Genomic DNA, 19,389 nt, shown 5'->3' on the forward strand with positions numbered 1-19,389 from the left:
CACTAACTTCTCCCCGAAAGATCAGTCCTTTGAGGAAAAGCGGCACCACCTGCACTGATAGGTGCGACTATTTGCCGCTCATCAAGTTTTTATGCGATGCAACGGGGAAGACACGCGCCCATGTACGACGTCGAGCAATTGATCGCCGGAACCTGGACGCCGGGCTCCGCAGACCGCATCCTGACCGTTCTCGACCCCCGCGACGACAGCCCGGTGACCCGGGTGCCGGTCTCCTCCGAGGCCGATGTCGCCGACGCCGTGAAGGCGGCCCGCGACGCCGCCGCCGGATGGGCCCGGACCGCGCCGGCCGCCCGGGCCGCCGCCCTGCACGCCGCCGCGGACGCCGTCGAGGCCGCCGCCGCCGAGCTCGCCACGATCATGTCGGCCGAGATGGGCAAGCCGGTGGACGAGGCCCGGGACTCCATCATGGCCGGTGTCGGCACCCTCCGGCAGTACGCCGAGCTCGGCCCGACCCACCGCGGCCGCGCCCTGGCCGGCAACGACGAGGCGATCGACCTGATGGCGTACGCGCCCCGCGGCGTGGTCGCCGTGATCACCCCGTGGAACGACCCGGTCGCCGTCTCCTGCGGCCTGCTCGGCGCGGCGCTGGTCACCGGCAACGCCGTGGTGCACAAGCCGAGCGAGCGCACCCCGGCCACCGGTCACCGGCTCGCCCGGATCCTCGCCCCGCACTTCCCGGACGGCGTGCTCGGTCTGGTCAACGGCGACGGCCCGGTCGGGGCCGCGCTGGCCGCGAGCGACGTCGACGTGGTGGCGCACGTCGGGTCCACGGCGACCGGGCGGGCGATCGCCACGGCCTGCGCCCGGACCGGCGCGAAGGCGCTGCTGGAGAACGGCGGCAGCGACCCGCTGATCGTGGACTCCGGCGTCGACCCGGTGTGGGCCGCGCAGCAGGCGGCGCTCGGCGCGTTCGCGAACTCCGGGCAGATCTGCGTCGCGGTCGAGCGCGTCTACGTGCACCGCGACGTGGCCCAGCCGTTCCTCTCGGCGCTCACCGACGAGGCGGCTTCCTGGGCCACGAGGATCGGCCCGCTGGTGGACACCCGGCTGCGCGAGGGCGTCGACGAGCAGGTGGGGGCCGCCGTGCGGGACGGCGCCCGGGTGCTCGCCGGCGGCACGGTCCCGGACGGACCGGGCGCGTTCTACCCGCCGACCGTGCTCGCCGACTGCACCGACGACATGGCCGTGGTGCGCGAGGAGACGTTCGGCCCGGTGGCGCCGGTGGTGGTCGTCGACTCGTTCGCCACCGCGCTGGCCCGGGCCGCCGAGTCGCCGTACGGGCTGGCCGCGACCGTGCTGACCGCCTCGATGAGCCACGCGCAGCAGGCCTGGCGGGAGCTCCCGGCGGGAACCGTGAAGGTCAACGCGGTCTTCGGCGGGGCGCCGGGCGGTGCCGCGCATCCACGCCGCGGGAGCGGGCAGGGCTTCGGGTACGGGCCGGAGCTCCTCGACGAGATGACGGTGATGAAGGCCGTCCACATCGAAGCGCCGCCGGCCGGCTGGTGACGATCTCACCCGTCCGGGGTGAGGCGCGGTTCGTGCCGCCGGGGCAGGCTCGGCGGCATGAACGGCTATCTGATGTGGGGACTCATCCTGCCCGTGCTGCTGGTCGTCGCCGGGATCGTTCAATACCGGCGTAACAAGCGGCGCTGAGCTTCTCCAGGTCCGTCTCCACCTCGGGTGGCAGCGGCCGCCGGTGACGAAGCGCCCACGGAAGGTGCCGTGCCACGTCCACGAGAGCGGCCGGCGACTGCCCCGCCGCGGTGGCGATCGTGCGCGCCGCGACGCCGGCCGGCCTCCTGAGCAGGGCGGTCAGCATCCGGTTGCGGGCCTCGATGCGCCGCCGCGCGCCCCGGTTCCGGCCGGCCGGCAGCGGGAAGTGGCGCACCACCAGCTCCGGCGCGTAGCAGAGCTGCCAGCCCGCGGCCGCCATGTCCATGGCGAGGAGCGCCTCCTCCCCGTACACGAAAAGGCGCGGCTCGAAGCCGCCCACCGCGAGAAACGCCTCCCGCCGGACCACGACGGCGCAGGAGAGGAAGCCCAGGATCGCGGGCCCCGGCGCGCCCCCGGGCGTGCCGATCGGCGCGGCGGCCATGGCCGCCGAGACCGGGTCGAGCCGGCCCTCCGGGCCGATCAGCACGCGGGCCGAGAGCAGGCCGAGCCGCGGATGCGCGTCCATCAGGGCGGCGGCGCGCTCCAGAGAGCCGGGAGACCAGTACGAGTCGTCGTCGGCGAACGCCACGTACGGCGTGCCGGCGCGGCGGACCCCCTCGTTGCGGGCCGCCGCGCCGATGTTCTCGCCGAGCCGCACCACCTCGACGGCCGGGAACGCCGTGGCGATCTCGTCGGGCCCGCCGTCGTCGGAGGCGTTGTCGACGAGGATCACCGGGGCCTGGTGCTCGGGGAGCGTCTCGAAGAGCCGGTCACGGCGGTTGCGGGTGGCCACCACCACCGTGACGTCATTGCTGGTCACAGGCTTCCACGCAGCTCTTTCTCGAAGAAGTTCAGGAAGCCGTCCGGGTCCGGGCCGCAGTTCATCAGGACGATGTGGTCGAAGCCGGCGTCCCGGTACTCGCCGATCCGGTCCAGGTAGCCGGCCGGGTCCGGGCCGACCACGAAGTTCTGCCGCACGTCGTCCTCGGTGACGGTGGCCGAGGCCGCCTCGAAGTTCACCGGGTTCGGCAGCTCCGACATCACCTTCCAGCCGGTCACCGCCCAGCGGGTGGTCCGGTGCGCCTCCTTCACCGCCTCGTCCTCGGTGGGCGCCCACGCGACCGACGCCTCGGCGTAGCGCGGGCCCGTGCCGCCGGCCGCCGTGAACGTCTCGACCAGGTCCTTGCGCGGCTCGGTCGCGAACAACCCGCTGCCGTGCGTGGCGGCCAGCTCGGCCGCGACCTTGCCACCGGCCGCCACGGCGATCGCCGGCAGGGTCTCCGGGAGGTCGAACACCCGCGCGTCCTCGAGGCGCAGGTGCTTCCCCTCGTACGATTGATATCCGCCCTGCCAGAGCAGATTGATGATGTCGAGCGCCTCGGTCAGCCGCTCGTGCCGCTCCCGGACGCTGCCGAACCCCTGGCCGACCACGTGCTCGTTGAGCCGCTCGCCGGAGCCGACACCGAGCGTGAACCGGCCGTCCGCGATGATCTGCAGGGTGGCCGCGGCCTGCGCCACGATCGCCGGGTGGTACCGCACCGACGGGCAGGTCACGCCGGTCGCGAGCCCGAGCGTGCGGGTCTGCACCGCGATGGCGCTGAGCACGTTCCAGGCGAACGGCGAGTGGCCCTGCACGTCCAGCCACGGGTGGTAGTGGTCGCTGATCTCGACGAAGTCGAAGCCGGCCTGCTCGGCCCGGATCGCCTGGCGGATGAGTTCCCTGGGGCCGAACGCCTCGGCCGCGAGCTTGTAACCGATCTTCATGGTGGTTGCCGATTCCCCTCATCTGGCTGCACAAACACCAAGGGCGGGCTGGTGCTCACCAGCCCGCCCTTTCAGGGTGCCTGCGTTACGCGGTGGCCGCGTTCTTCGTCTCGTCGCGGACGTCACGCGCGTCGGACGCGGCGGTCTCCTTGGTGGTCTGCGCCGCGTCGCGAGCGGTCTCCTTGATCTCGCCGGCGGCCTGCTGCACGGTGCCGCCCAGCTCGTCCTTGAGGTCGCTCGCCACGTCCTTGACCTTGTCGGTCAGGTCGCCGCTGTGGTCCTTGAGCTGCTGGCCGGCGCGCTTCTCGGCGTCGGTGACCGGGATCAGCGACGCGCTGAGCAGGCCGACGCCGAAGGCGATGATGCCGGCCGCGAGCGGGTTGCCCTGCGTCTGGCTCGCGACCGCGCGGGGTGCGGCCTTCACGGCGCCGGCGGCGTCGTGCGCCTTGTCGCTCGCCTTGCTGCTCAGCTCGGAGGCCTTGTCACCGGCCCGCCCGGAGAGCTCACTCGCCTTGTCGGACATTTCGCCCACCTTGCCCCTGGTGTCCTCCGTGGTGCCCATGACCTTCTCCTTAACCGCGGTCCAGCGCCGCCGCGCGACCTGGCGCGGGCTCGTCTTCTCGGCCAGCAGATCGACGTCACGGGTCAGGGACGCCCGCGTACGCTCGATGTCCTGCCTCAGCCGGTCGGGTTCTTCAGCCATTGGGCGTCCTCCTTCAGCGTTTCCGCGGTGCGGCGCGGCACCGGGTCGACGGTCTTGAGCTTCTTGCGGCCGTTCACGAAGAGGACGGCGCCGATGACGGCCCAGACGAGCCCCACGATGAGGAACGCCCAGCCGTAGTCGATGACGTTGCCGAGTCCGAAGACGATCGCGAAGCTGAGCAGCAGCACCGCGAGGTATCCGGCGAACCCGGCGCCGCCGAGCATCCCGGCGGCCTTGCCGGCCTTGGTCGCCTCCTGGCGGATCTCCGCCTTGGCGAGCTCGACCTCCTGCCGGAAAAGCTGCGACAGATCGTTGCTGATGTTGCCGATGATCTCGCCGATCGACGTGCCGGCGACCTCGTCGGTCTCGTGGTCGCGGTAGGGGGTCGTCATGACCGCCGCTCCGGGTACGTCTCGTCGACGACGGCCGGGATGCCGGTGCCGGTCGCGGTGTACTCGGTGGCGGGGTACTCGGTGGCGGGGTACTCGGTGGTGGCCGGCGTGACCGGGACCGGGTCCGCGTATCCGGCGGCCGGCGTCGCGGGCACGACCGGCACGGTCTCGTCGTAGGCCGTGCTGTAGGTGTCGGTCGCGGGCTTCGACTCACTCACCCCGGTGCCCGCCGTGCCGTCCGCCTTCGCCACGCTCTTGCCGAGCCGGCCCACCACGAATCCGGCCGCGAGAGCCGTGGCCAGGAACGCGCCGGGGCGGCGCCGGGCGAAGTCCTCGACCTCGCGCAGCACGCCGTCGGGGCCGTTGCGGTCCAGGTAGTCGGCGAACTGCCGGCCGCCCTCGGCCACTCGCGCGACCACGGCCGCGGCCGGCGAGTCCTGCCGGGCGCCGCGCATCTCGTCGAGGTGGTCGGCGGTCTCCCGGATGCTGCCGACGAGGCGGCTGTTCTGGGTGCGCGCCTGCTCGTCGATCTTGCCCCGGACCTCCGAGGCCACGCTGCGCGCCTGGGCCTTGGCCTCCTGGCCGACCCGCTGCGCCTGCTCCTTGGCGGTCGCGGTGACGTCGGCCGCGGCGTTGCCGGCGGACTCCCGGGCCTGCTGGGCGACCTGTTTCGGCTTCGACTGTTCCTCGTGCTCTCCGTGTCGCGGCTCGACGACCGGGTATGCGGTGGTGGTCTCGTATTCGGGCGCCGCGTAACCGGGCGTCGGCGGGACGCGGCCACCGGGGGAAACGTCGCTCATCATTCCTCCGAGGGGGGTTGAGAGGGTCACTTGCTTCCACGCAACTACCTACCCCGCCCACAACAGTCGATTCAGTTTCCTTAGTGATGAATAGCGCAAAACCGGATACCCATAAAACCCCAGATCAGGGGTACGAGGGCCGGTTGCTCCGCGGCTGTTAGGGTCGGCGACCGTGAGCGAAACCAGCGGCGTGCGCGTCATCGGCGGCCGGACCTACGACTTCTCCCGCCGCGTCGTCGTGATGGCGATCGTGAACCGCACGCCCGACTCGTTCCACGATCGGGGCCGCACGTTCGCGCTGGAGAAGGCGACCGAGGCCGTGAAGACGGCGGCCGCCGACGGCGCCGACTGGATCGACATCGGCGGCGTGCCGTTCGCCCCCGGCCCGGAGGTGACGGTCGCCGAGGAGCTGGACCGGGTGCTGCCGGTCGTCGAGGCGGCCCGCGACCTCGCCGTGGTCTCGGTCGACACCTTCCGCCCCGAGGTGGCCCGCGAGGTGATCGCCGCGGGCGCCGGGGTCGTCAACGACACGTCCGGCCTGCGCGACCCGGCGATGGCCGACGCGGTCGCCGGCACCGACGCCCAGCTGGTGATCTGCCACAGCCTGGCGGCGCCGCGCACCCTCCACCCGCGACCCGAGTACGGCGACGTCACCGCCGAGGTGGCCGCGTTCCTGCGGGCGAAGGTGGAGCTCGCGCTCTCCCGCGGCGTCCGCCCCGACCAGATCATCATCGACCCGGGTCACGACCTCAACAAGAACACCCTGCACTCGCTGGAGATCACCCGCCGGCTCGAGGAGATCACCGCGATCGGCTACCCCACCCTCGCGGCGCTGAGCAACAAGGACTTCATCGGCGAGACCCTGGACCGCCCGCAGCAGGAGCGGCTCGCCGGAACCCTCGCCACCGTCGTCTTCTGCGTCCTGCGCGGCGCCCGGATCATGCGGGTGCACGACGTGCGCGCGGCGGCCGACGCGATCCGGATGACCGAGGCGATGCTGGGCTGGCGGGAGCCCGCCTACCTGCGCCACAACATGGACTAGTCCTGTGCTGCCCTAATCCGGGGGTGGCATGACCGACATGAGGTCGGCCATCCACGGCTGCTGATCGACCGCGTCCGGGCCGAGGACCCGCATGGCGCCGAGCACGGTGATCAGCATCCCCATGGCGAAGAAGTCGCGCGTCTCCTCCGCGGTCGCCCCGGTCAGCTCGCGCACCACCGTGTAGAGGTTGCCGTAACAGGCCCGCACCGCCTCGCCGATCACCGGGTCGGCCGCGGCGCCGAAGCCGTGCAGCAGCACGAACAGCAGCTCCCGCTCGGCCAGCAGATCCTTGTAGGCATGGCCGAGCCCGGCCAGGGTCGGGTCCTCCCGGGCGGCGGCCCGCCACTTCTGTTCGATCCGATCTCCCGCATATCTCGTCGTCGCCAGGAAGAGCTCCTGCTTCGAGCCGAAGAGCCTGATCACGTACGGCTGGGAGACGCCCGCGATCCGCGCCACCTGATCGGTGGTCGTGCCGGCGTATCCGCTCCCGGCGAACGCCTGGAGGGCGGCCGCCACGATCTGGACGTGGCGTTCCTGAGCGGTGAGACGGGTCCGGGTCACGTTGACATGTTATCAGTCAATGCATACGGTGCTTAGTTATCAGTGGATAACAACTTCAGGGGGAACACGTGTCCACGCTCGCTCCCGCCCGGCCCGCAACCCGCTCCTTGGGGTTGGTGCTGGCGGCCGTCGGCATCCCGACGTTCATGGTGTCGCTCGACAACCTGGTGGTCAGCACGGCGCTGCCGGTCATCCGCACCGAGCTGAACGCCTCCATCACCGACCTGCAGTGGTTCGTCAACGCGTACACGCTGCCGTTCGCGGCGTTCCTGCTCACCGCGGCCGCGCTCGGCGACCGGATCGGGCGGCGGCGGATGTTCCTGGTCGGCATCGCGATCTTCACCCTGGCGTCCGCCGGCGCGGCGCTCTCCGCCGAGCCGTGGCAGCTCACCGCCACCCGCGCGCTCCAAGGGCTGGGCGGGGCGGCCATCGCCCCGCTGTCCCTGACGCTGCTCGCTCAGGCCGTACCCGATCGCCTCCGCACCATGGCGGTCGGCATCTGGGGCGGCATCACCGGCCTGGGCGTCGCCCTCGGCCCGGTCATCGGCGGCGCCGTCGTCGACGGCCTCACCTGGAACTGGATCTTCTGGGTCAACGTGCCGATCGGCGTCGTCGCCGTGGTCCTGGCACTCACCGTCCTCGACGAGTCCCGCGGCGGCGCGCGCCGCCTCGACCCGCTCGGCCTCGTACTCTCGGCGAGCGGCATGCTGCTGCTGATCTGGGGTGTCGTCGACGGTCCCGAGCGCGGGTGGACCACCGGCCGGGTGCCGGTCATGCTGGGTGCGGGCGTCGCGCTGATCGCCGGGTTCCTCTTCTGGCAGAGCCGCAACCGTACGCCGATGCTCCCGCTCTCACTGTTCCGCTCGCGCGGGTTCAGCCTCGTCAACGTCGTCACCCTGACGTTCTCGGCCGGCGCGTTCGGCGCGGTCTTCCTGCTCGCCCAGTTCTTCCAGGTGGTGCAGGGCCTCAGCCCGCTCGAGTCGGGTCTGCGCACCCTGCCGTGGACGGCCGCCCCGATGGTGGTGGCGCCGCTGGCCGGCATCTTCGGCGCCCGCGTCGGCGTCCGCAACCTGATCGTCGCGGGCCAGGTATTCCTCGCCGCCGGCATCCTCTGGATCGGCCTCGCCACCACGACCGACGTCACCTACGGCAAGCTCGTCGTGGCGTTCGCGCTGGCCGGCGTCGGCATGGGCCTCACCTTCGCCCCGATCAGCACGATGACCCTGGCCAGCGTCTCCGAACAGCAGCGCGGCGTGGCCTCCGGCACCAACAACACGATCCGCGAGTTCGGCGTCGCGGCCGGCGTGGCAGCCCTCTCCTCCGTCTTCAGCACCCACGGCGGTTTCACCAGCCACCAGGACTTCGTCGACGGCCTGGTACCCGCCGTCCTCACCGGAGCAGCGATCATCGCCGTCGGCGCCGTGGTGGCCACCCGCCTCCCCCGCCGAACCCCCTGACCGGCTGTACCACAGGGCGACATTCCGGGCGCCGACCCAGCCCTCCCGTGCAGCCACTCCCGGTGGCTGCACGGGAGAGCGACAATTCGGGCGCGAGGTGGGCCCTGGCGTACAGCCGGCCCGGCGGCGGCCCGGCGACCCGGCGACCCGGCGGCCCGGCGCCCCGGCGGCGGCCCGGCGGCCTGGCGGCGGCCCGGCGACCCGGCGGCGGCCCAGCGACCCGGCGGCGGCCCAGCGACCCGGCGGCGGCCCAGTGGCCCGGCAGCGGCCCGGCGGCCTGGCGGCGGCCCGGCGGCCAGCCGCGCGGGGTCGCCAGCGCGGGCCGGCTGCAGCACATCGCTCCTGACACGCCGCAGACACAGCAACACGCTGCGGCCGGACGGGGCGGCCCGACCGCCTCATGGCCGCCGTGCGCGAGGGTGAGCCGGGGTGCGCAACATCGATGAACGGAACGCGTCGGGGCTGTTGCACTTCCGCAACATGGCTGCAACGATGACCTTCGATTCCGAGCTGTCGGGTCACCGCGAGGAGACCGGCTACCGTCCTCGCCGGTCCGATCCCGCCACGCGGTGCCCCCGTTCCCCAACGGCCGCGGAATCAGGCCGCCGGCCCGCCGGCGGTGCGCGAAGCTGTGTGTGCCGGACCTCCGACCGGCACACACATTCCGCCCCGGCGGCCCGCCGCCGTCCGCGCCGGCTGCCGGGGCATCACACCACCGGCGGCCTCAACAAGTGCCACCGACGTTCCACTCCTCCGGCAGCGGGCCCTCGCACACCGCGCAGGTGAGGTCGCCCTCCTTGACCAGGTTCAGCGTCCCGCACCCCGGGCACCGCCGGAACTCGAACTCCGCCGTGAACCCGCCCGGATGCCGCACCCCGGCCCGGTCGAGCGCCGCGGCCACGGCCGGCCAGCACGACGGCTGCGGGCAGTACCCGGTCGACTGGTTGCTGACCTCGTCCACCATCCAGCCGCCGCGCGGGTCCGGCGCGAAGGAGATCTCTCCCGCCGCGAGCACGTCCCGGCCGGAGGCGCAGGCGACGTGCTCGGTCTGCCGGGGAGCCAGCAGCAGCGAGCCTTCGAGATCGACCACATACGTGTACGGGCCGGGGCCGCCCGCGGGGAGCGGCGACCCCGGCCCGGTGCCGGCGGCGAGCCTGACCTGCTCCGGGCCGACGTAGCGGTACCTCATCCGCGGCAGGCTAGCCGATCTGCACCCAGAGGTCGTCGAGGGTTCCGTGGAACTGGTCGTTGTTCGGGCCGACGCCCTTGCCGCCGACCGTGAACGGGTGGTCGGTCTCGACGGCGAGGTCGGCCGGGACCGCGACGCTGGCTTCCAGGCGGTCGTCGACCAGGATGGCGAGGGTGGGGCCGGTACGCCGGCACTCCAGGGTGTGCCAGTTGCCGTCGGCCACCGAGGTACGGCTGCGGGCCACGTGGACGACGGTGCCCACCTTGTCGCCGATGCCGCAGCTCGGCTTGCCGGAGAGCCCGTCGACCTGGAGCTTGTACTGGCCGCCGCCGGTCGAGTAGCCCTTCTGCAGGATGTTCTCGCCGCGCCCGGTCTCGGCCGGGGAGAGCAGGACGCCGGCGCCGTAGCGCAGCGGGCGGGTTCCCGGGTTGAGGTCGCCGGTGTCGCCGGCCTGCAGGATCAGCCGCGGGCAGGTGTCGCCGCCGCACTTGGCCGGGAAGTTCATGGCCTGCCCGGCGCCGTGCGGGACCAGCTTCAGCGCGCCGCCGTTCCGGGAGACCACCCGGAGCAGGTGCCCGTGCCCGGAGCCGTCGTCGAAGGTGCCGTCCGCGATGGTGGTGTCGAAGTTGTAAGACGCGACGGCCGCCGCGGTGGCCGACTCGACGAACGCCCGCGCCGACGTGGCGGGCTCCGCGGACGCCTGCGCCGGCGTGGCGGGCCCCGCGGACGCCTGCGCCGGCGTGGCGGGCTCCGCGGACGTGGGGGACTCGACGAAGGCCCGGGCCGACGTGCCGGTGAACTCGGCGTACCGCTTGCGGGTCGCGCCGCCGACGATGGTGAAGTCGCCGACCGCGCTGATCGCGCCGAGCGGCGCGCTCGCCGCCAGCTGGCGGGTGCCGGCGACGCCGTTGGCCTGCGGCGCCCATGCGAGCAGGTTGCCCTCCCGGTCGGCGGCGGCGAGCTTGCCGCGCACCACGGCGCCGTCGGTGCAGATGCCCTTGGCGCCGTTGTTCGTGGTGGTGCACGCCTTGTCGAAGTGCCCGCCCACATAGACGACACCGCCGAGGTACGTGATCGCCTGGGCGTCGCCGTCGAAGACGCGGGTCCACCGGGTCTCCCCGGTCCGGGTGTAGGAGACCGCCCGCCCGCCCTGCCCGCCGAGTGCCGCGAACACCCCGTCCGGGTGCGCGGCCAGCGCGAACACCTGCGACACCGGCTTGGCCCGGAACGTCCGGTCGAGCGCGCCGCTGACCGGGTCGACGGCGGTGAGCCGGAGTGTGGTGCTCACGTTGTTGGTGCGGTGGAACCGGCCGCCGACGTACACCCGGTCGCTCGTGACGGCGAGGGCGTTGACCATGTCGTCGGTGGTCGGCGCCCACGCGTCGAGGGCCCCGGTGGCGAGGTCGAACGCGGCGAGGTTGGCGCGGGTCACCCCGTCCACCGCGGTGATCCGGCCGCCGAGGTAGAGCCGCCCGTTGCCGGCCGCGAGCGCGTTGGGCTGGCCGAGGACGGTGTGCCGGAGCGGGGTGAGCAGGCCGCTGACCGCGCCGATGCCGGCCACCGCGTCGCGCGGCTGGCCGTTGACGTTGTCGAAGTCGCCGGCCGCGTAGACGGTGTCACCGTCCACGGCGAGCGCGCGGACGTTGGCGTCGGCCGCCGGCTTCCAGTCGAGCAGGGCGCCGGTACGGGCGTCGAACGCGGCGAGCCGGGTCCGGGGCGTGCTCCGGCCGGCCACCACGGCGCTGGTGAAGTTGCCACCGACGTAGACGGTGTCGCCGCGGTAGGCGACCGCGTACACCGAGCCGTTGAAGGACGGTGAGGTCACCGGGTCGGAGGAGACGATCTCGGCGAACGCGGTGCCACCGGCCGCGACGAGGACGGTCGCGACGACAGTGATCATGGCCCGCCGGACCACCGATTTACCTTTTTTCAGCTTATAGGCCACGTTGGGGGCTAACTGCCTACCGCCTCGAAAGTGGCGGACCGGGCGTGCGGCGCTATGCTCCGCCCGTACCCAAGCGATCGAAGAAGGGGAATGTCGTGCCGCAGCGTCGCCGCACCGCCGTGCCCACCGCGATGATCGCGGCTCTGATCACTCTCGGCGCCTGCGAGGTGGACGTCACCCCGGCCTCGATCCCGGCGCCGTTCAGCGTCGCGCCGGTGCCCTCGGCCTCGGCGGGCAGGCCCGCCTACGTCTGCACGGCGGTCTACAAGATCCTCACCGACGGCGCCGTGAAGCTGGCCACCGGCGGCGAGGACCGGATGCGGGACACCTTCGCCGCGATGGCCGCCGACGTGAAGGAGGCCGGCGCGACGAGCCTCGACACCGCCCAGCGCGCCAAGGTCGAGACCATCGCCGCCTCGCTGGAGCGGGGCGCGGAGGCCGCCGATCCGAAGGCCTACCTCGCCGCCGACTTCCCGACCATCGGACGGGAACTGGACGGCACCTGCACGTAGGCTCGGAGCATGATCGATAGGCCGGTTCGGATCGGGCTGCAGTTGCAGCCGCAGCACATGGACTACGCCACCATCCGCCGCGTCGCGTCGGAGGCCGAGGATCTCGGCGCGGACGTCCTCTTCAACTGGGACCATTTCTATCCTTTGAGTGGCGAACCGGACGGATTGCACTTCGAGTGCTGGACCATGCTCGCCGCCTGGGCCGAGTCCACCTCGCGCGTCGAGATCGGCGCCCTCGTCACCTGCAACAGCTACCGCAACCCCGAACTGCTCGCCGACATGGCGCGCACGGTCGACCACATCAGCGACGGGCGTCTGATCCTCGGCATCGGCTCGGGCTGGTTCGAGCGCGACTACACCGAGTACGGCTACGAGTTCGGCACCGCCGGCGGCCGCCTCGACGACCTCGCCGAGTCGCTGCCGCGCATCGAGTCCCGCTGGGGCAGGCTCAACCCGCCGCCCACCCGGAAGATCCCGGTGCTGATCGGCGGCGGCGGCGAGAAGAAGACGCTGCGCCTGGTCGCGAAGCACGCCGACATCTGGCACAGCTTCGCCGACGCCGAGACCCTGGAGCACAAGCTCGGCGTGCTGCGCGGGCACTGCGAGACGGCGGGCCGCGACCCGTCCGAGATCGAGGTGTCGGTCGCCTACAAGGCGGACAGCCGGGAGCGCCTGCACGAGCTCGGCGCCCGGCTGTTCACCGTCGGCGTCGGCGGGCCGGAACCCGACCTCGCCGAACTCCGCCAGGCGTTGACCTGGCGCAACGACGTCAACAAGTGAGCCCGGGGGCCGGCTTCGAGGAAGCCGGCCCTCACACGAACAGACTCAGCACCATCACGCAGGCGAAGCCCACCACCGAGATGATCGTCTCCATCACCGACCAGGTCTTGATGGTCTGCCCCACGGTCATCCCGAAGTATTCCTTGACCAGCCAGAACCCGGCGTCGTTGACGTGCGAGAAGAACAGCGAGCCGGAGCCGATCGCGAGGGCCAGCAGCGCCACCGTCGGCGAGTCGAGGGTGGTCGCCAGCGGCGCCACGATGCCGGCCGCGGTGATCGTCGCGACGGTCGCCGAACCGGTCGCCACCCGGATGCCGACCGCCACGAGCCAGCCGAGCAGCAGCGCGTTGATGTTGGCGTCCGTGGCGGCGTCGGCGATCACGTTGCCCACCCCGGCGTCCACGAGGACCTGCTTGAAGCCACCGCCGGCCGCCACGATCAGCAGGATGCCGGCGATCGGGGGCAGCGCGCCGCCCAGCACCGCCGAGGTCTCCTTGCGGTCGAACCCGGCTCGGTAGCCGAGCGCCCACATCGCCACGAACACGCCCGCGAGCAGCGCCACGACCGGCTCGCCGATCACCTCGAAGGCGTTGCGGACGGCATCCCCCTCGGGAAGGACGATCTCGGCGATGCCACGAGCGAGCATGAGTACGACGGGCAGCAGGACGGTGAGGACCGCGGCCCAGAAGCCGGGGTTGCGCCGCCGGCCGAGCTGATCGTCGACGGGCTCGCCGGGGTCGCTGGGGTTGGTGAGGTCGGTGCGGTCGACGAAGTCGGGCGCGCCGCTCTTGTCCGCGCCGCTCTGGCCTGCGCCACCGCCCACCGCCGCGGTCGCCAGGATCGGCGGCGCCGGCAGCGGCATCCGCTTCGCGATGAAGTTGCCGAAGATCGGACCCGCGACGATCACCGTCGGGATGGCGCAGATGAGGCCGAAGAGCAGGGTGAGGCCGAGGTCCGCGTTCAGGCTGGAGATCGCGACGAGCGGGCCGGGGTGCGGCGGCACCAGGCCGTGCAGCACGGACAGGCCGGCCAGGGCCGGGATGCCGAGCCGGAGCAGCCCGATGTCGGTCCGCTGCACCACCAGCACCACGATCGGCACCAGCAGCACCACGCCGACCTCGAAGAACAGCGGCAGGCCGATCAGCGACGCGACGCCGGCCATGGCCCACGGCAGGGCCGCGCCGGACACGCCGTTGACGATCCGGTTCACGATGCCGTCGGCGCCGCCGGACTCGGCCAGCAGCGCCCCGATCATCGAGCCGAGCGCGATCAGCACGCCCACGCTGCCGACCGTGTTGCCCAGCCCGGTGGTGAACGAGTCGATGGTGGCGCCCGGGGCCGCGCCGGCCACCAGCCCGAGAACCCCGGAGCCGGTGATCAGCGCCAGGAACGGATGCCACTTCGCCCAGGCGATGAGGAGGACGACGGCGGCGATGCCGAGCACCGCCGCGAGTATGAGCTGGCCGGTACCGGCATCGGTGATGGCCTCGGCGGCAAGGGGCGTCATGGACCGGCGTTACCCCTCCCCGACGCCTTTCAATCTCCTCACTTCGACAGCCCCGCCTTCACCTGACGGGTCAGGTCGTCGCCCAGGATCTCGCGGTCGCCCCGCTCGAGCGCGTCCAGCGCGAGCTTCGCGACCACGGCCGGGTCGGTCTTCTGCTCCGGCGGGACGGACGAGGCCATGTCGGTGTCCATGTACGCGACGTGCAGCGCGGTCACGCTGATCCCCTTCGGCTCGAGCAGCTCCCGGGTGGCACCGGTGAGCGCCCACGCCGCCGCCTTGGCCGCCGCGTACGACCCGAGCGGTCCCGGGTGCACCCAGGACAGGATGGACAGCACGTTGAGGATCGCTCCCCCGCCGTTCGCCTCGATCACCGGCGCGAACTGCCGGGTGACCGCGAGCGTGCCGAAGTAGTTGGTCTCCATGTCGAGCCGGATCCCCTCCAACTCGCCGCCGATCAGCGGCTGACCGGCCGAGACGCCGGCGTTGTTGACGAGCAGCGTGGCGTCGCCGGCGAGCTCGGCGGCCCGGGCCACGGACGCCGGGTCGGTGACGTCGAGCCGGAGCGGGATCGCGCCCGGCAGGCCGGCGCCGCGCGGATCGCGGGCGGCCGCGTAGACCTTGGCGCCGCGGCCGAGCAGCTGGGAGGCGAGGTGACGGCCGAATCCGCGGTTGGCTCCGGTGACGACGGCGACGGCGCTGGTGAGTTCCATGCCATTTAGATTATGACTGTCATCTAAGAGCGGCAAGGTAATAGATGACACACCTCATCTATAGTTGCCGGCATGGGACGGGTATCGCAGGCACAGGCCAGGCAGAACCGCGAGCGGATCGTCGCGACGGCGGCCCGGCTCTTCCGCGAGCGCGGCATAGCCGGGGTGAGCGTCGCCGACGTCATGGCCGAGGCGGGGCTGACCCACGGCGGGTTCTACAAGCACTTCGCCTCGAAGGACGCGCTGGTCGCGGAGGCGGTGACGCGGGCCTTCACCGATCAGGCGGCGGCGATCCCCGGCGATCGCGGCGGGCTGCTCGACGCCTACCTCTCCCCCGGCCACCGCGACGACGCCGGCACGGGCTGCCCGTCCGCGGGTTTCGGCGGCGACGTGGCGCACGCGTCCGGCGGCGACGAGACGCGCCGGGCGTACGCCAGGGGTGTCGAAGCCTTCGCCACCCACCTCGGCCGGCCGGGCGAACCGGACCTGGCCGCCCTCAGCACCATGGTCGGCGCGCTGATCCTGGCCCGCGCGACGGCCGGCACCGACCTGTCCGACCGGATCCTGGCCGCCGCCCGCGACGCCCTCGCGCGATGAACCCCGGCGCGCCGACGGGACAGGCTTGCGAACCTGTGTCACGATCTTGCGTGGCTGATGTCTGGAGGCGGAGGGCGCGATGAAGAAGATCCTCGGCTGGATCCTTCTCTTCCTGCTGGTCTTCTGGATCGGCACGAACCCCGGCCCGGCCGCCGACGTGGCCCGGAGCATCGGCGACGGCATCGCCGAGATCTTCAGCAACATCGGCACGTTCTTCGTCGAGCTGTCCAACGGCTGACGCGTCCGGGGCGCTGCGGTGCGGATCCTGTGCGTCGGCCTCGCCACCGTCGACCTCATCCAGCGGGTGGACCGCCTGCCCGGCGTCGACGAGAAGATCCAGTCGGAGTCGGTCGAGGTGGCGGCCGGCGGGCCCGCCACGAACGCCGCCGTCACGGCCGCCGTGCTGGGTGCCTCCTCCGGCATCGAGGTGGTCCTGCTCAGCGCGGTGGGCAGCCATCCGCTCGGCGCCCTGATCCGCGCCGACCTCGCCGCCTACGGCGTCACCCTGATCGACGCGGCCCCGGACAGCACCGAGCCGCCCCCGGTCTCCGCCGTCACGGTCCTCGCGGGTACGGGCGAGCGCACGATCGTCAGCCGCAACGCCGGAACCCGTGCCGTCCCCGTTCCCGCCGCGGGGCTCCCCGACGCCGACCTGACCCTGGTGGACGGCCATCACCCGGTCCTGGCCGTGGCCGCCGCCCGCGCCGCGAACCGCCTCGTGGTCGACGCCGGAAGCCGGCGCCCGGTCTTCACCGACATCTTCCCGTACGCCGAGGTCGTGGCCTGCTCGGCCGACTTCCACCCCGGCCCTTCGAACGCGACCGGACCCGGCCCGCACCGGACCGCCGGCGAGCGCGACGCCGTCACGGCGGCCGCCATCCCCGCCCCGGCCGTGATCATCACCCACGGCCCCGGCCCGGTGCGCTGGTTCACCGCCTCCGGTCGGGGCGAGATCCCGGTCCCCCCGGTCGACGCCGTGGACACCTCGGGAGCCGGCGACGCCTTCCACGGCGCCCTCGCCACGGCCCTGGCCCGCCGCGACGACCTGGAGACCGCGGTCCGCTCCGCGATCCGGGTGGCCGGGACACGCGTGGCGCATCCCGGCCCCCGGGCCTGGCTGTCACATCTCTAGACGGTCCGGGCGAGCCGATCCGCCAGCAGCTTCGCGAACCGGGCCGGGTCGTCGAGGTCGCCACCCTCGGCGAGCAGCGCCGTCCCGTACAGAAGCTCGGCGGTTTCCTCGAGACCCGAAGCGTCCCTCTCGTGCGACGCGCGCAGGCCCGCCACCAGCGGGTGGTTCGGGTTGAGCTCGAGGATCCGCTTGACCCGCGGCCCCTCCTGGCCCATCGCGCGGTACATCTTCTCCAGCGCCGGCGTGATGTCGTCGGCGTCGCTGACCAGGCAGGCCGCCGAGGTGGTCAGCCGGTGCGACAGCCGGACCTCCTTGACCTGCTCGTCCAGCTTCTCCTTGAGGAATCCGAGCAGCGGGCCGAAGTCGCCCTCCGGCTCCTTCTCCTGCTCGTCCTTCTTCAGGTCGACCGAGCCGCGGGCGATCGAACGCAGTTTCCGGCCGTCGAACTCGGTCACCGCGTCGACCCAGATCTCGTCGACCGGGTCGGTGAGGATCAGCACCTCGTAGCCCTGCTCGCTGAACGCCTCCATGTGCGGCGAGTTGACCACCTGCGAGCGGCTCTCCCCGGTCAGGAAGTAGATCTCCTCCTGGCCCTCCTTCATCCGCTCGACGTAGGCGGCGAGGGTGGTCGGCTCGTCGCCGGCGGTCGTCGCGAACGACGCGATCTCCAGGATCGGCTTGTGGTTGTCGGGCTCGCCGAGCAGGCCCTCCTTGATCGCCCGGCCGAACTCACGCCAGAACGTCGCGTACTTCTCCGGGTTCTCCCGCATCATGTCCTTGATGGTGGAGAGCACCTTCTTGGTGAGCCGGCGCCGGATCATCTGGATGTGCCGGTCCTGCTGCAGGATCTCGCGGGAGATGTTCAGCGACAGGTCGGCCGCGTCCACCACGCCCTTGACGAAGCGCAGGTAGTCGGGGATGAGCTCCTTGCTGTCGTCCATGATGAAGACGCGCTTCACATAGAGCTGCAGGCCCCGGCGGGCGTCCCGCTGGAACAGGTCGAACGGCGCCCGGGACGGGATGAAGAGCAGGGCTTCGTACTCGAAGGTGCCCTCCGCCTTCATGTTGATGATCTCGAGCGGGTCGGTCCAGTCGTGGCTGATGTGCCGGTAGAACTGGTGGTATTCCTCGTCGGTGACCTCGCTGCGCGGCCGGGCCCACAGCGCCTTCATCGAGTTGAGCGTCTCGTCCCCGAACTTGATCGGGAACGCGATGAAGTCCGAGTACCGCTTGACGATCTCCTTGATCTTCCACGTGTCCGCGTAGTCGTAGAGGGCGTCGTCCTCGTCCTTGGGCCGCAGGTGCAGCGTCACCGTGGTCCCGACCGGCGCGTCCTCGGCGTCCTCGAGCGTGAAGGTGCCCTCGCCCGCCGACTCCCAGCGCGTGCCGTGCCCCTCGGTCCCGGCCTTGCGCGTCACCAGCGTGACCTTGTCGGCCACCATGAACGTCGAGTAGAAGCCGACGCCGAACTGGCCGATCAGCTCGGGGCTCTCCTTCGCCTCCTTGAGCTTGGTCAGCAGCTCGGCCGTGCCGGACTTGGCGATCGTGCCGATCAGATCGACGACCTCTTCGCGGGTCATGCCGATGCCGTTGTCACGAACCGTCAGCGTCCGCGCCTCAGGGTCCGCCTCGATCTCGATGTGCAGGTCGGAGGTGTCCGCTTCCAGGCCGTCCTGCAGCTTGGCGAGGCGAAGCTTGTCCAGCGCATCGGACGCATTGGAGATCAGCTCACGCAGGAAGATGTCCTTGTTCGAATAGATCGAGTGGACCATCAGCTGCAGCAGCTGGCGCGCCTCCGCTTGGAACTCCAACGTCTCCATCGTCACCCGTTTCCGTCATGTCCGAAGGTGTTTCCGCGCCGATCGTATGACGTCCCCTTTCGAGAGGGCGCTCAGGAGGCGTCGAACCACCCCCGGCCGGTGGCCCAATGCCGCACCCATCCCGCGAATCCGGGCTCCCCGGTATCCCTGCCGAACGCGGACCCGAACGGCACGGCGCCCTCCCCGGACACCATCCAGACGTGCCCCCGATGCGGTCCGGACACGACGAGATGCCAGTACATCCCGCAGCCGTCGGTGCCGAGCACGATCGACCCGTCGTTGAACACCCGCTCGACGCGATCCTCGTCGGCGTCCTCTTCCTCCTCCCACAGCCACTCCGCCGTGAGCGGGAACGGCCGCGCGAGGTCACGCTCCGGACGCCCGGCACCCCAGTCGTCCGGCAGGTCGGCGAGCGCGACCAGGCCGTAGTCGGGCGGCCCCGCGAACGAGCCGTCCGACACCTCCGCCACGAACGTCCGATAGGGCTCCGGAACGGTCACCCCGTGCGCCGCCTCGAAGGCATGCACGCCGGCCCACCCCAGCGCGGATTCCCCCTGGTCGTCCGCATGCAGAGCCTCCCGCAGCGCGGCGATGACGTCGGGGTCGGGGCGGCTGTCGATGTCCATGCCGACAGTGATACCAGCCGGGTCCGACAATTTCCGATCAAGATCAAATTCCGGTCGCAGCGGGGTGGGTGGCGCAGACCGTCGCTCATTGGTGGACCCTTGTTGTTGCCCGGCCCGTCGGGGGCCGGGTGGCATCTGGGCCGTCGGGTCACCGCCCACCGTTGCTGCCCCCTGGTGT

Annotated in this window: 20 protein-coding genes; 8 read left to right on the forward strand and 12 right to left on the reverse strand. The window is 71.9% G+C overall.

What is annotated here, in order from left to right:
• Positions 1 to 120: 120 nt before the first annotated feature.
• Positions 121 to 1,527 carry an aldehyde dehydrogenase family protein gene (locus tag AB0G10_RS38965; protein ID WP_360934014.1) on the forward strand — a complete coding sequence of 469 codons (1,407 nt, stop codon included), beginning with the start codon at positions 121 to 123 and terminating at the stop codon, positions 1,525 to 1,527.
• 82 nt (positions 1,528 to 1,609) lie between these two features.
• On the opposite strand, the gene AB0G10_RS38970 is transcribed toward AB0G10_RS38965, so the two are convergent.
• From AB0G10_RS38970 to AB0G10_RS38990, 5 genes are all read right to left on the reverse strand, one after another.
• A complete protein-coding gene (locus tag AB0G10_RS38970; protein ID WP_360934017.1) occupies positions 1,610 to 2,494 on the reverse strand; it encodes a glycosyltransferase in 885 nt (294 codons plus the stop codon).
• Positions 2,491 to 3,438: a TIGR03557 family F420-dependent LLM class oxidoreductase gene (locus AB0G10_RS38975; RefSeq protein ID WP_360934020.1), complete on the reverse strand. Its 948-nt coding sequence runs from the start codon at positions 3,436 to 3,438 to the stop codon at positions 2,491 to 2,493. Before AB0G10_RS38975 ends, AB0G10_RS38970 begins: the two co-directional genes overlap by 4 nt.
• A gap of 85 nt (positions 3,439 to 3,523) precedes the next feature.
• The gene (locus tag AB0G10_RS38980; RefSeq protein WP_360934023.1) at positions 3,524 to 4,141 is read right to left on the reverse strand and encodes a DUF3618 domain-containing protein; all 618 of its coding nucleotides are present in this window, start codon (positions 4,139 to 4,141) and stop codon (positions 3,524 to 3,526) included.
• The gene (locus AB0G10_RS38985; RefSeq protein WP_360934026.1) at positions 4,117 to 4,533 is read right to left on the reverse strand and encodes a phage holin family protein; all 417 of its coding nucleotides are present in this window, start codon (positions 4,531 to 4,533) and stop codon (positions 4,117 to 4,119) included. The genes AB0G10_RS38980 and AB0G10_RS38985 overlap by 25 nt, the downstream gene beginning before the upstream one ends.
• Complete coding sequence (locus AB0G10_RS38990) at positions 4,530 to 5,333, reverse strand: hypothetical protein (protein WP_360934029.1); 804 nt, start codon at positions 5,331 to 5,333, stop codon at positions 4,530 to 4,532. The genes AB0G10_RS38985 and AB0G10_RS38990 overlap by 4 nt, the downstream gene beginning before the upstream one ends.
• Positions 5,334 to 5,505: 172 nt before the next feature.
• Here AB0G10_RS38990 and folP point away from each other — a divergent pair, with 172 nt between their 5' ends.
• Complete coding sequence (folP, locus tag AB0G10_RS38995) at positions 5,506 to 6,375, forward strand: dihydropteroate synthase (protein ID WP_360934032.1); 870 nt, start codon at positions 5,506 to 5,508, stop codon at positions 6,373 to 6,375.
• A gap of 12 nt (positions 6,376 to 6,387) precedes the next feature.
• Here folP and AB0G10_RS39000 read toward each other — a convergent pair whose 3' ends face one another.
• Positions 6,388 to 6,936 carry a TetR/AcrR family transcriptional regulator gene (locus AB0G10_RS39000; RefSeq protein WP_360934035.1) on the reverse strand — a complete coding sequence of 183 codons (549 nt, stop codon included), beginning with the start codon at positions 6,934 to 6,936 and terminating at the stop codon, positions 6,388 to 6,390.
• Between the two features lie 68 nt (positions 6,937 to 7,004).
• Between AB0G10_RS39000 and AB0G10_RS39005 the strand changes: the two genes are divergently transcribed.
• Complete coding sequence (locus AB0G10_RS39005; protein ID WP_360934038.1) at positions 7,005 to 8,393, forward strand: MFS transporter; 1,389 nt, start codon at positions 7,005 to 7,007, stop codon at positions 8,391 to 8,393.
• A gap of 724 nt (positions 8,394 to 9,117) precedes the next feature.
• Here the strand turns inward: AB0G10_RS39005 and AB0G10_RS39010 are convergent.
• Positions 9,118 to 9,582 (reverse strand): hypothetical protein, encoded by a 465-nt coding sequence (locus AB0G10_RS39010; RefSeq protein WP_360934041.1) that lies wholly within the window; start codon positions 9,580 to 9,582, stop codon positions 9,118 to 9,120.
• Positions 9,583 to 9,592: 10 nt separating this feature from the next.
• The gene (locus AB0G10_RS39015) at positions 9,593 to 11,527 is read right to left on the reverse strand and encodes a LamG domain-containing protein (protein ID WP_360934043.1); all 1,935 of its coding nucleotides are present in this window, start codon (positions 11,525 to 11,527) and stop codon (positions 9,593 to 9,595) included.
• Between the two features lie 95 nt (positions 11,528 to 11,622).
• Between AB0G10_RS39015 and AB0G10_RS39020 the strand changes: the two genes are divergently transcribed.
• Positions 11,623 to 12,039, forward strand: a complete 417-nt coding sequence (locus AB0G10_RS39020; protein WP_360934046.1) for a hypothetical protein — start codon at positions 11,623 to 11,625, stop codon at positions 12,037 to 12,039.
• A gap of 9 nt (positions 12,040 to 12,048) precedes the next feature.
• Complete coding sequence (locus AB0G10_RS39025; RefSeq protein ID WP_360934049.1) at positions 12,049 to 12,819, forward strand: LLM class F420-dependent oxidoreductase; 771 nt, start codon at positions 12,049 to 12,051, stop codon at positions 12,817 to 12,819.
• A 31-nt stretch (positions 12,820 to 12,850) separates the two neighbouring features.
• Here the strand turns inward: AB0G10_RS39025 and AB0G10_RS39030 are convergent, their stop codons facing one another.
• Together AB0G10_RS39030 and AB0G10_RS39035 are read right to left on the reverse strand one after the other, a co-directional pair.
• Complete coding sequence (locus tag AB0G10_RS39030) at positions 12,851 to 14,326, reverse strand: SLC13 family permease (RefSeq protein WP_360934051.1); 1,476 nt, start codon at positions 14,324 to 14,326, stop codon at positions 12,851 to 12,853.
• A 38-nt stretch (positions 14,327 to 14,364) separates the two neighbouring features.
• Positions 14,365 to 15,036 (reverse strand): SDR family oxidoreductase, encoded by a 672-nt coding sequence (locus tag AB0G10_RS39035; RefSeq protein ID WP_360934054.1) that lies wholly within the window; start codon positions 15,034 to 15,036, stop codon positions 14,365 to 14,367.
• A gap of 72 nt (positions 15,037 to 15,108) precedes the next feature.
• On the opposite strand from AB0G10_RS39035, the gene AB0G10_RS39040 reads away from it, so the two are divergent.
• The 3 genes from AB0G10_RS39040 (at position 15,109) to AB0G10_RS39050 (ending at position 16,765) form a co-directional block, all read left to right on the forward strand.
• A complete protein-coding gene (locus AB0G10_RS39040) occupies positions 15,109 to 15,633 on the forward strand; it encodes a TetR family transcriptional regulator (protein WP_360934056.1) in 525 nt (174 codons plus the stop codon).
• A gap of 79 nt (positions 15,634 to 15,712) precedes the next feature.
• Positions 15,713 to 15,871 (forward strand): hypothetical protein, encoded by a 159-nt coding sequence (locus AB0G10_RS39045; RefSeq protein ID WP_360934059.1) that lies wholly within the window; start codon positions 15,713 to 15,715, stop codon positions 15,869 to 15,871.
• Between the two features lie 18 nt (positions 15,872 to 15,889).
• Positions 15,890 to 16,765 (forward strand): PfkB family carbohydrate kinase, encoded by an 876-nt coding sequence (locus tag AB0G10_RS39050; RefSeq protein ID WP_360934062.1) that lies wholly within the window; start codon positions 15,890 to 15,892, stop codon positions 16,763 to 16,765.
• Here the strand turns inward: AB0G10_RS39050 and htpG are convergent.
• Both htpG and AB0G10_RS39060 read right to left on the reverse strand, forming a co-directional pair.
• On the reverse strand, positions 16,762 to 18,591 hold the full coding sequence (gene htpG, locus AB0G10_RS39055; RefSeq protein ID WP_360934065.1) for a molecular chaperone HtpG: 1,830 nt from the start codon (positions 18,589 to 18,591) through the stop codon (positions 16,762 to 16,764). The genes AB0G10_RS39050 and htpG overlap by 4 nt on opposite strands.
• A gap of 65 nt (positions 18,592 to 18,656) precedes the next feature.
• Positions 18,657 to 19,211 (reverse strand): SMI1/KNR4 family protein, encoded by a 555-nt coding sequence (locus tag AB0G10_RS39060; protein WP_360934067.1) that lies wholly within the window; start codon positions 19,209 to 19,211, stop codon positions 18,657 to 18,659.
• Between the last annotated feature and the right edge of the window lie 178 nt (positions 19,212 to 19,389).

Source organism: Actinoplanes sp. NPDC023714 (assembly GCF_040639855.1).
Classification (GTDB): domain Bacteria; phylum Actinomycetota; class Actinomycetes; order Mycobacteriales; family Micromonosporaceae; genus Actinoplanes.

Coding starts and splice junctions, on each gene's coding strand:
- AB0G10_RS39045 (WP_360934059.1), top strand. CDS start 15,713: ATGAAGAAGATCCTCGGCTGGATCCTTCTCTTCCTGCTGGTCTTCTGG.
- AB0G10_RS38975 (WP_360934020.1), bottom strand. CDS start 3,438: ATGAAGATCGGTTACAAGCTCGCGGCCGAGGCGTTCGGCCCCAGGGAA.
- AB0G10_RS39040 (WP_360934056.1), top strand. CDS start 15,109: ATGGGACGGGTATCGCAGGCACAGGCCAGGCAGAACCGCGAGCGGATC.
- AB0G10_RS39035 (WP_360934054.1), bottom strand. CDS start 15,036: ATGGAACTCACCAGCGCCGTCGCCGTCGTCACCGGAGCCAACCGCGGA.
- AB0G10_RS38990 (WP_360934029.1), bottom strand. CDS start 5,333: ATGAGCGACGTTTCCCCCGGTGGCCGCGTCCCGCCGACGCCCGGTTAC.
- AB0G10_RS38980 (WP_360934023.1), bottom strand. CDS start 4,141: ATGGCTGAAGAACCCGACCGGCTGAGGCAGGACATCGAGCGTACGCGG.
- AB0G10_RS38985 (WP_360934026.1), bottom strand. CDS start 4,533: ATGACGACCCCCTACCGCGACCACGAGACCGACGAGGTCGCCGGCACG.
- AB0G10_RS38965 (WP_360934014.1), top strand. CDS start 121: ATGTACGACGTCGAGCAATTGATCGCCGGAACCTGGACGCCGGGCTCC.
- AB0G10_RS39025 (WP_360934049.1), top strand. CDS start 12,049: ATGATCGATAGGCCGGTTCGGATCGGGCTGCAGTTGCAGCCGCAGCAC.
- AB0G10_RS39030 (WP_360934051.1), bottom strand. CDS start 14,326: ATGACGCCCCTTGCCGCCGAGGCCATCACCGATGCCGGTACCGGCCAG.
- AB0G10_RS39010 (WP_360934041.1), bottom strand. CDS start 9,582: ATGAGGTACCGCTACGTCGGCCCGGAGCAGGTCAGGCTCGCCGCCGGC.
- AB0G10_RS39060 (WP_360934067.1), bottom strand. CDS start 19,211: ATGGACATCGACAGCCGCCCCGACCCCGACGTCATCGCCGCGCTGCGG.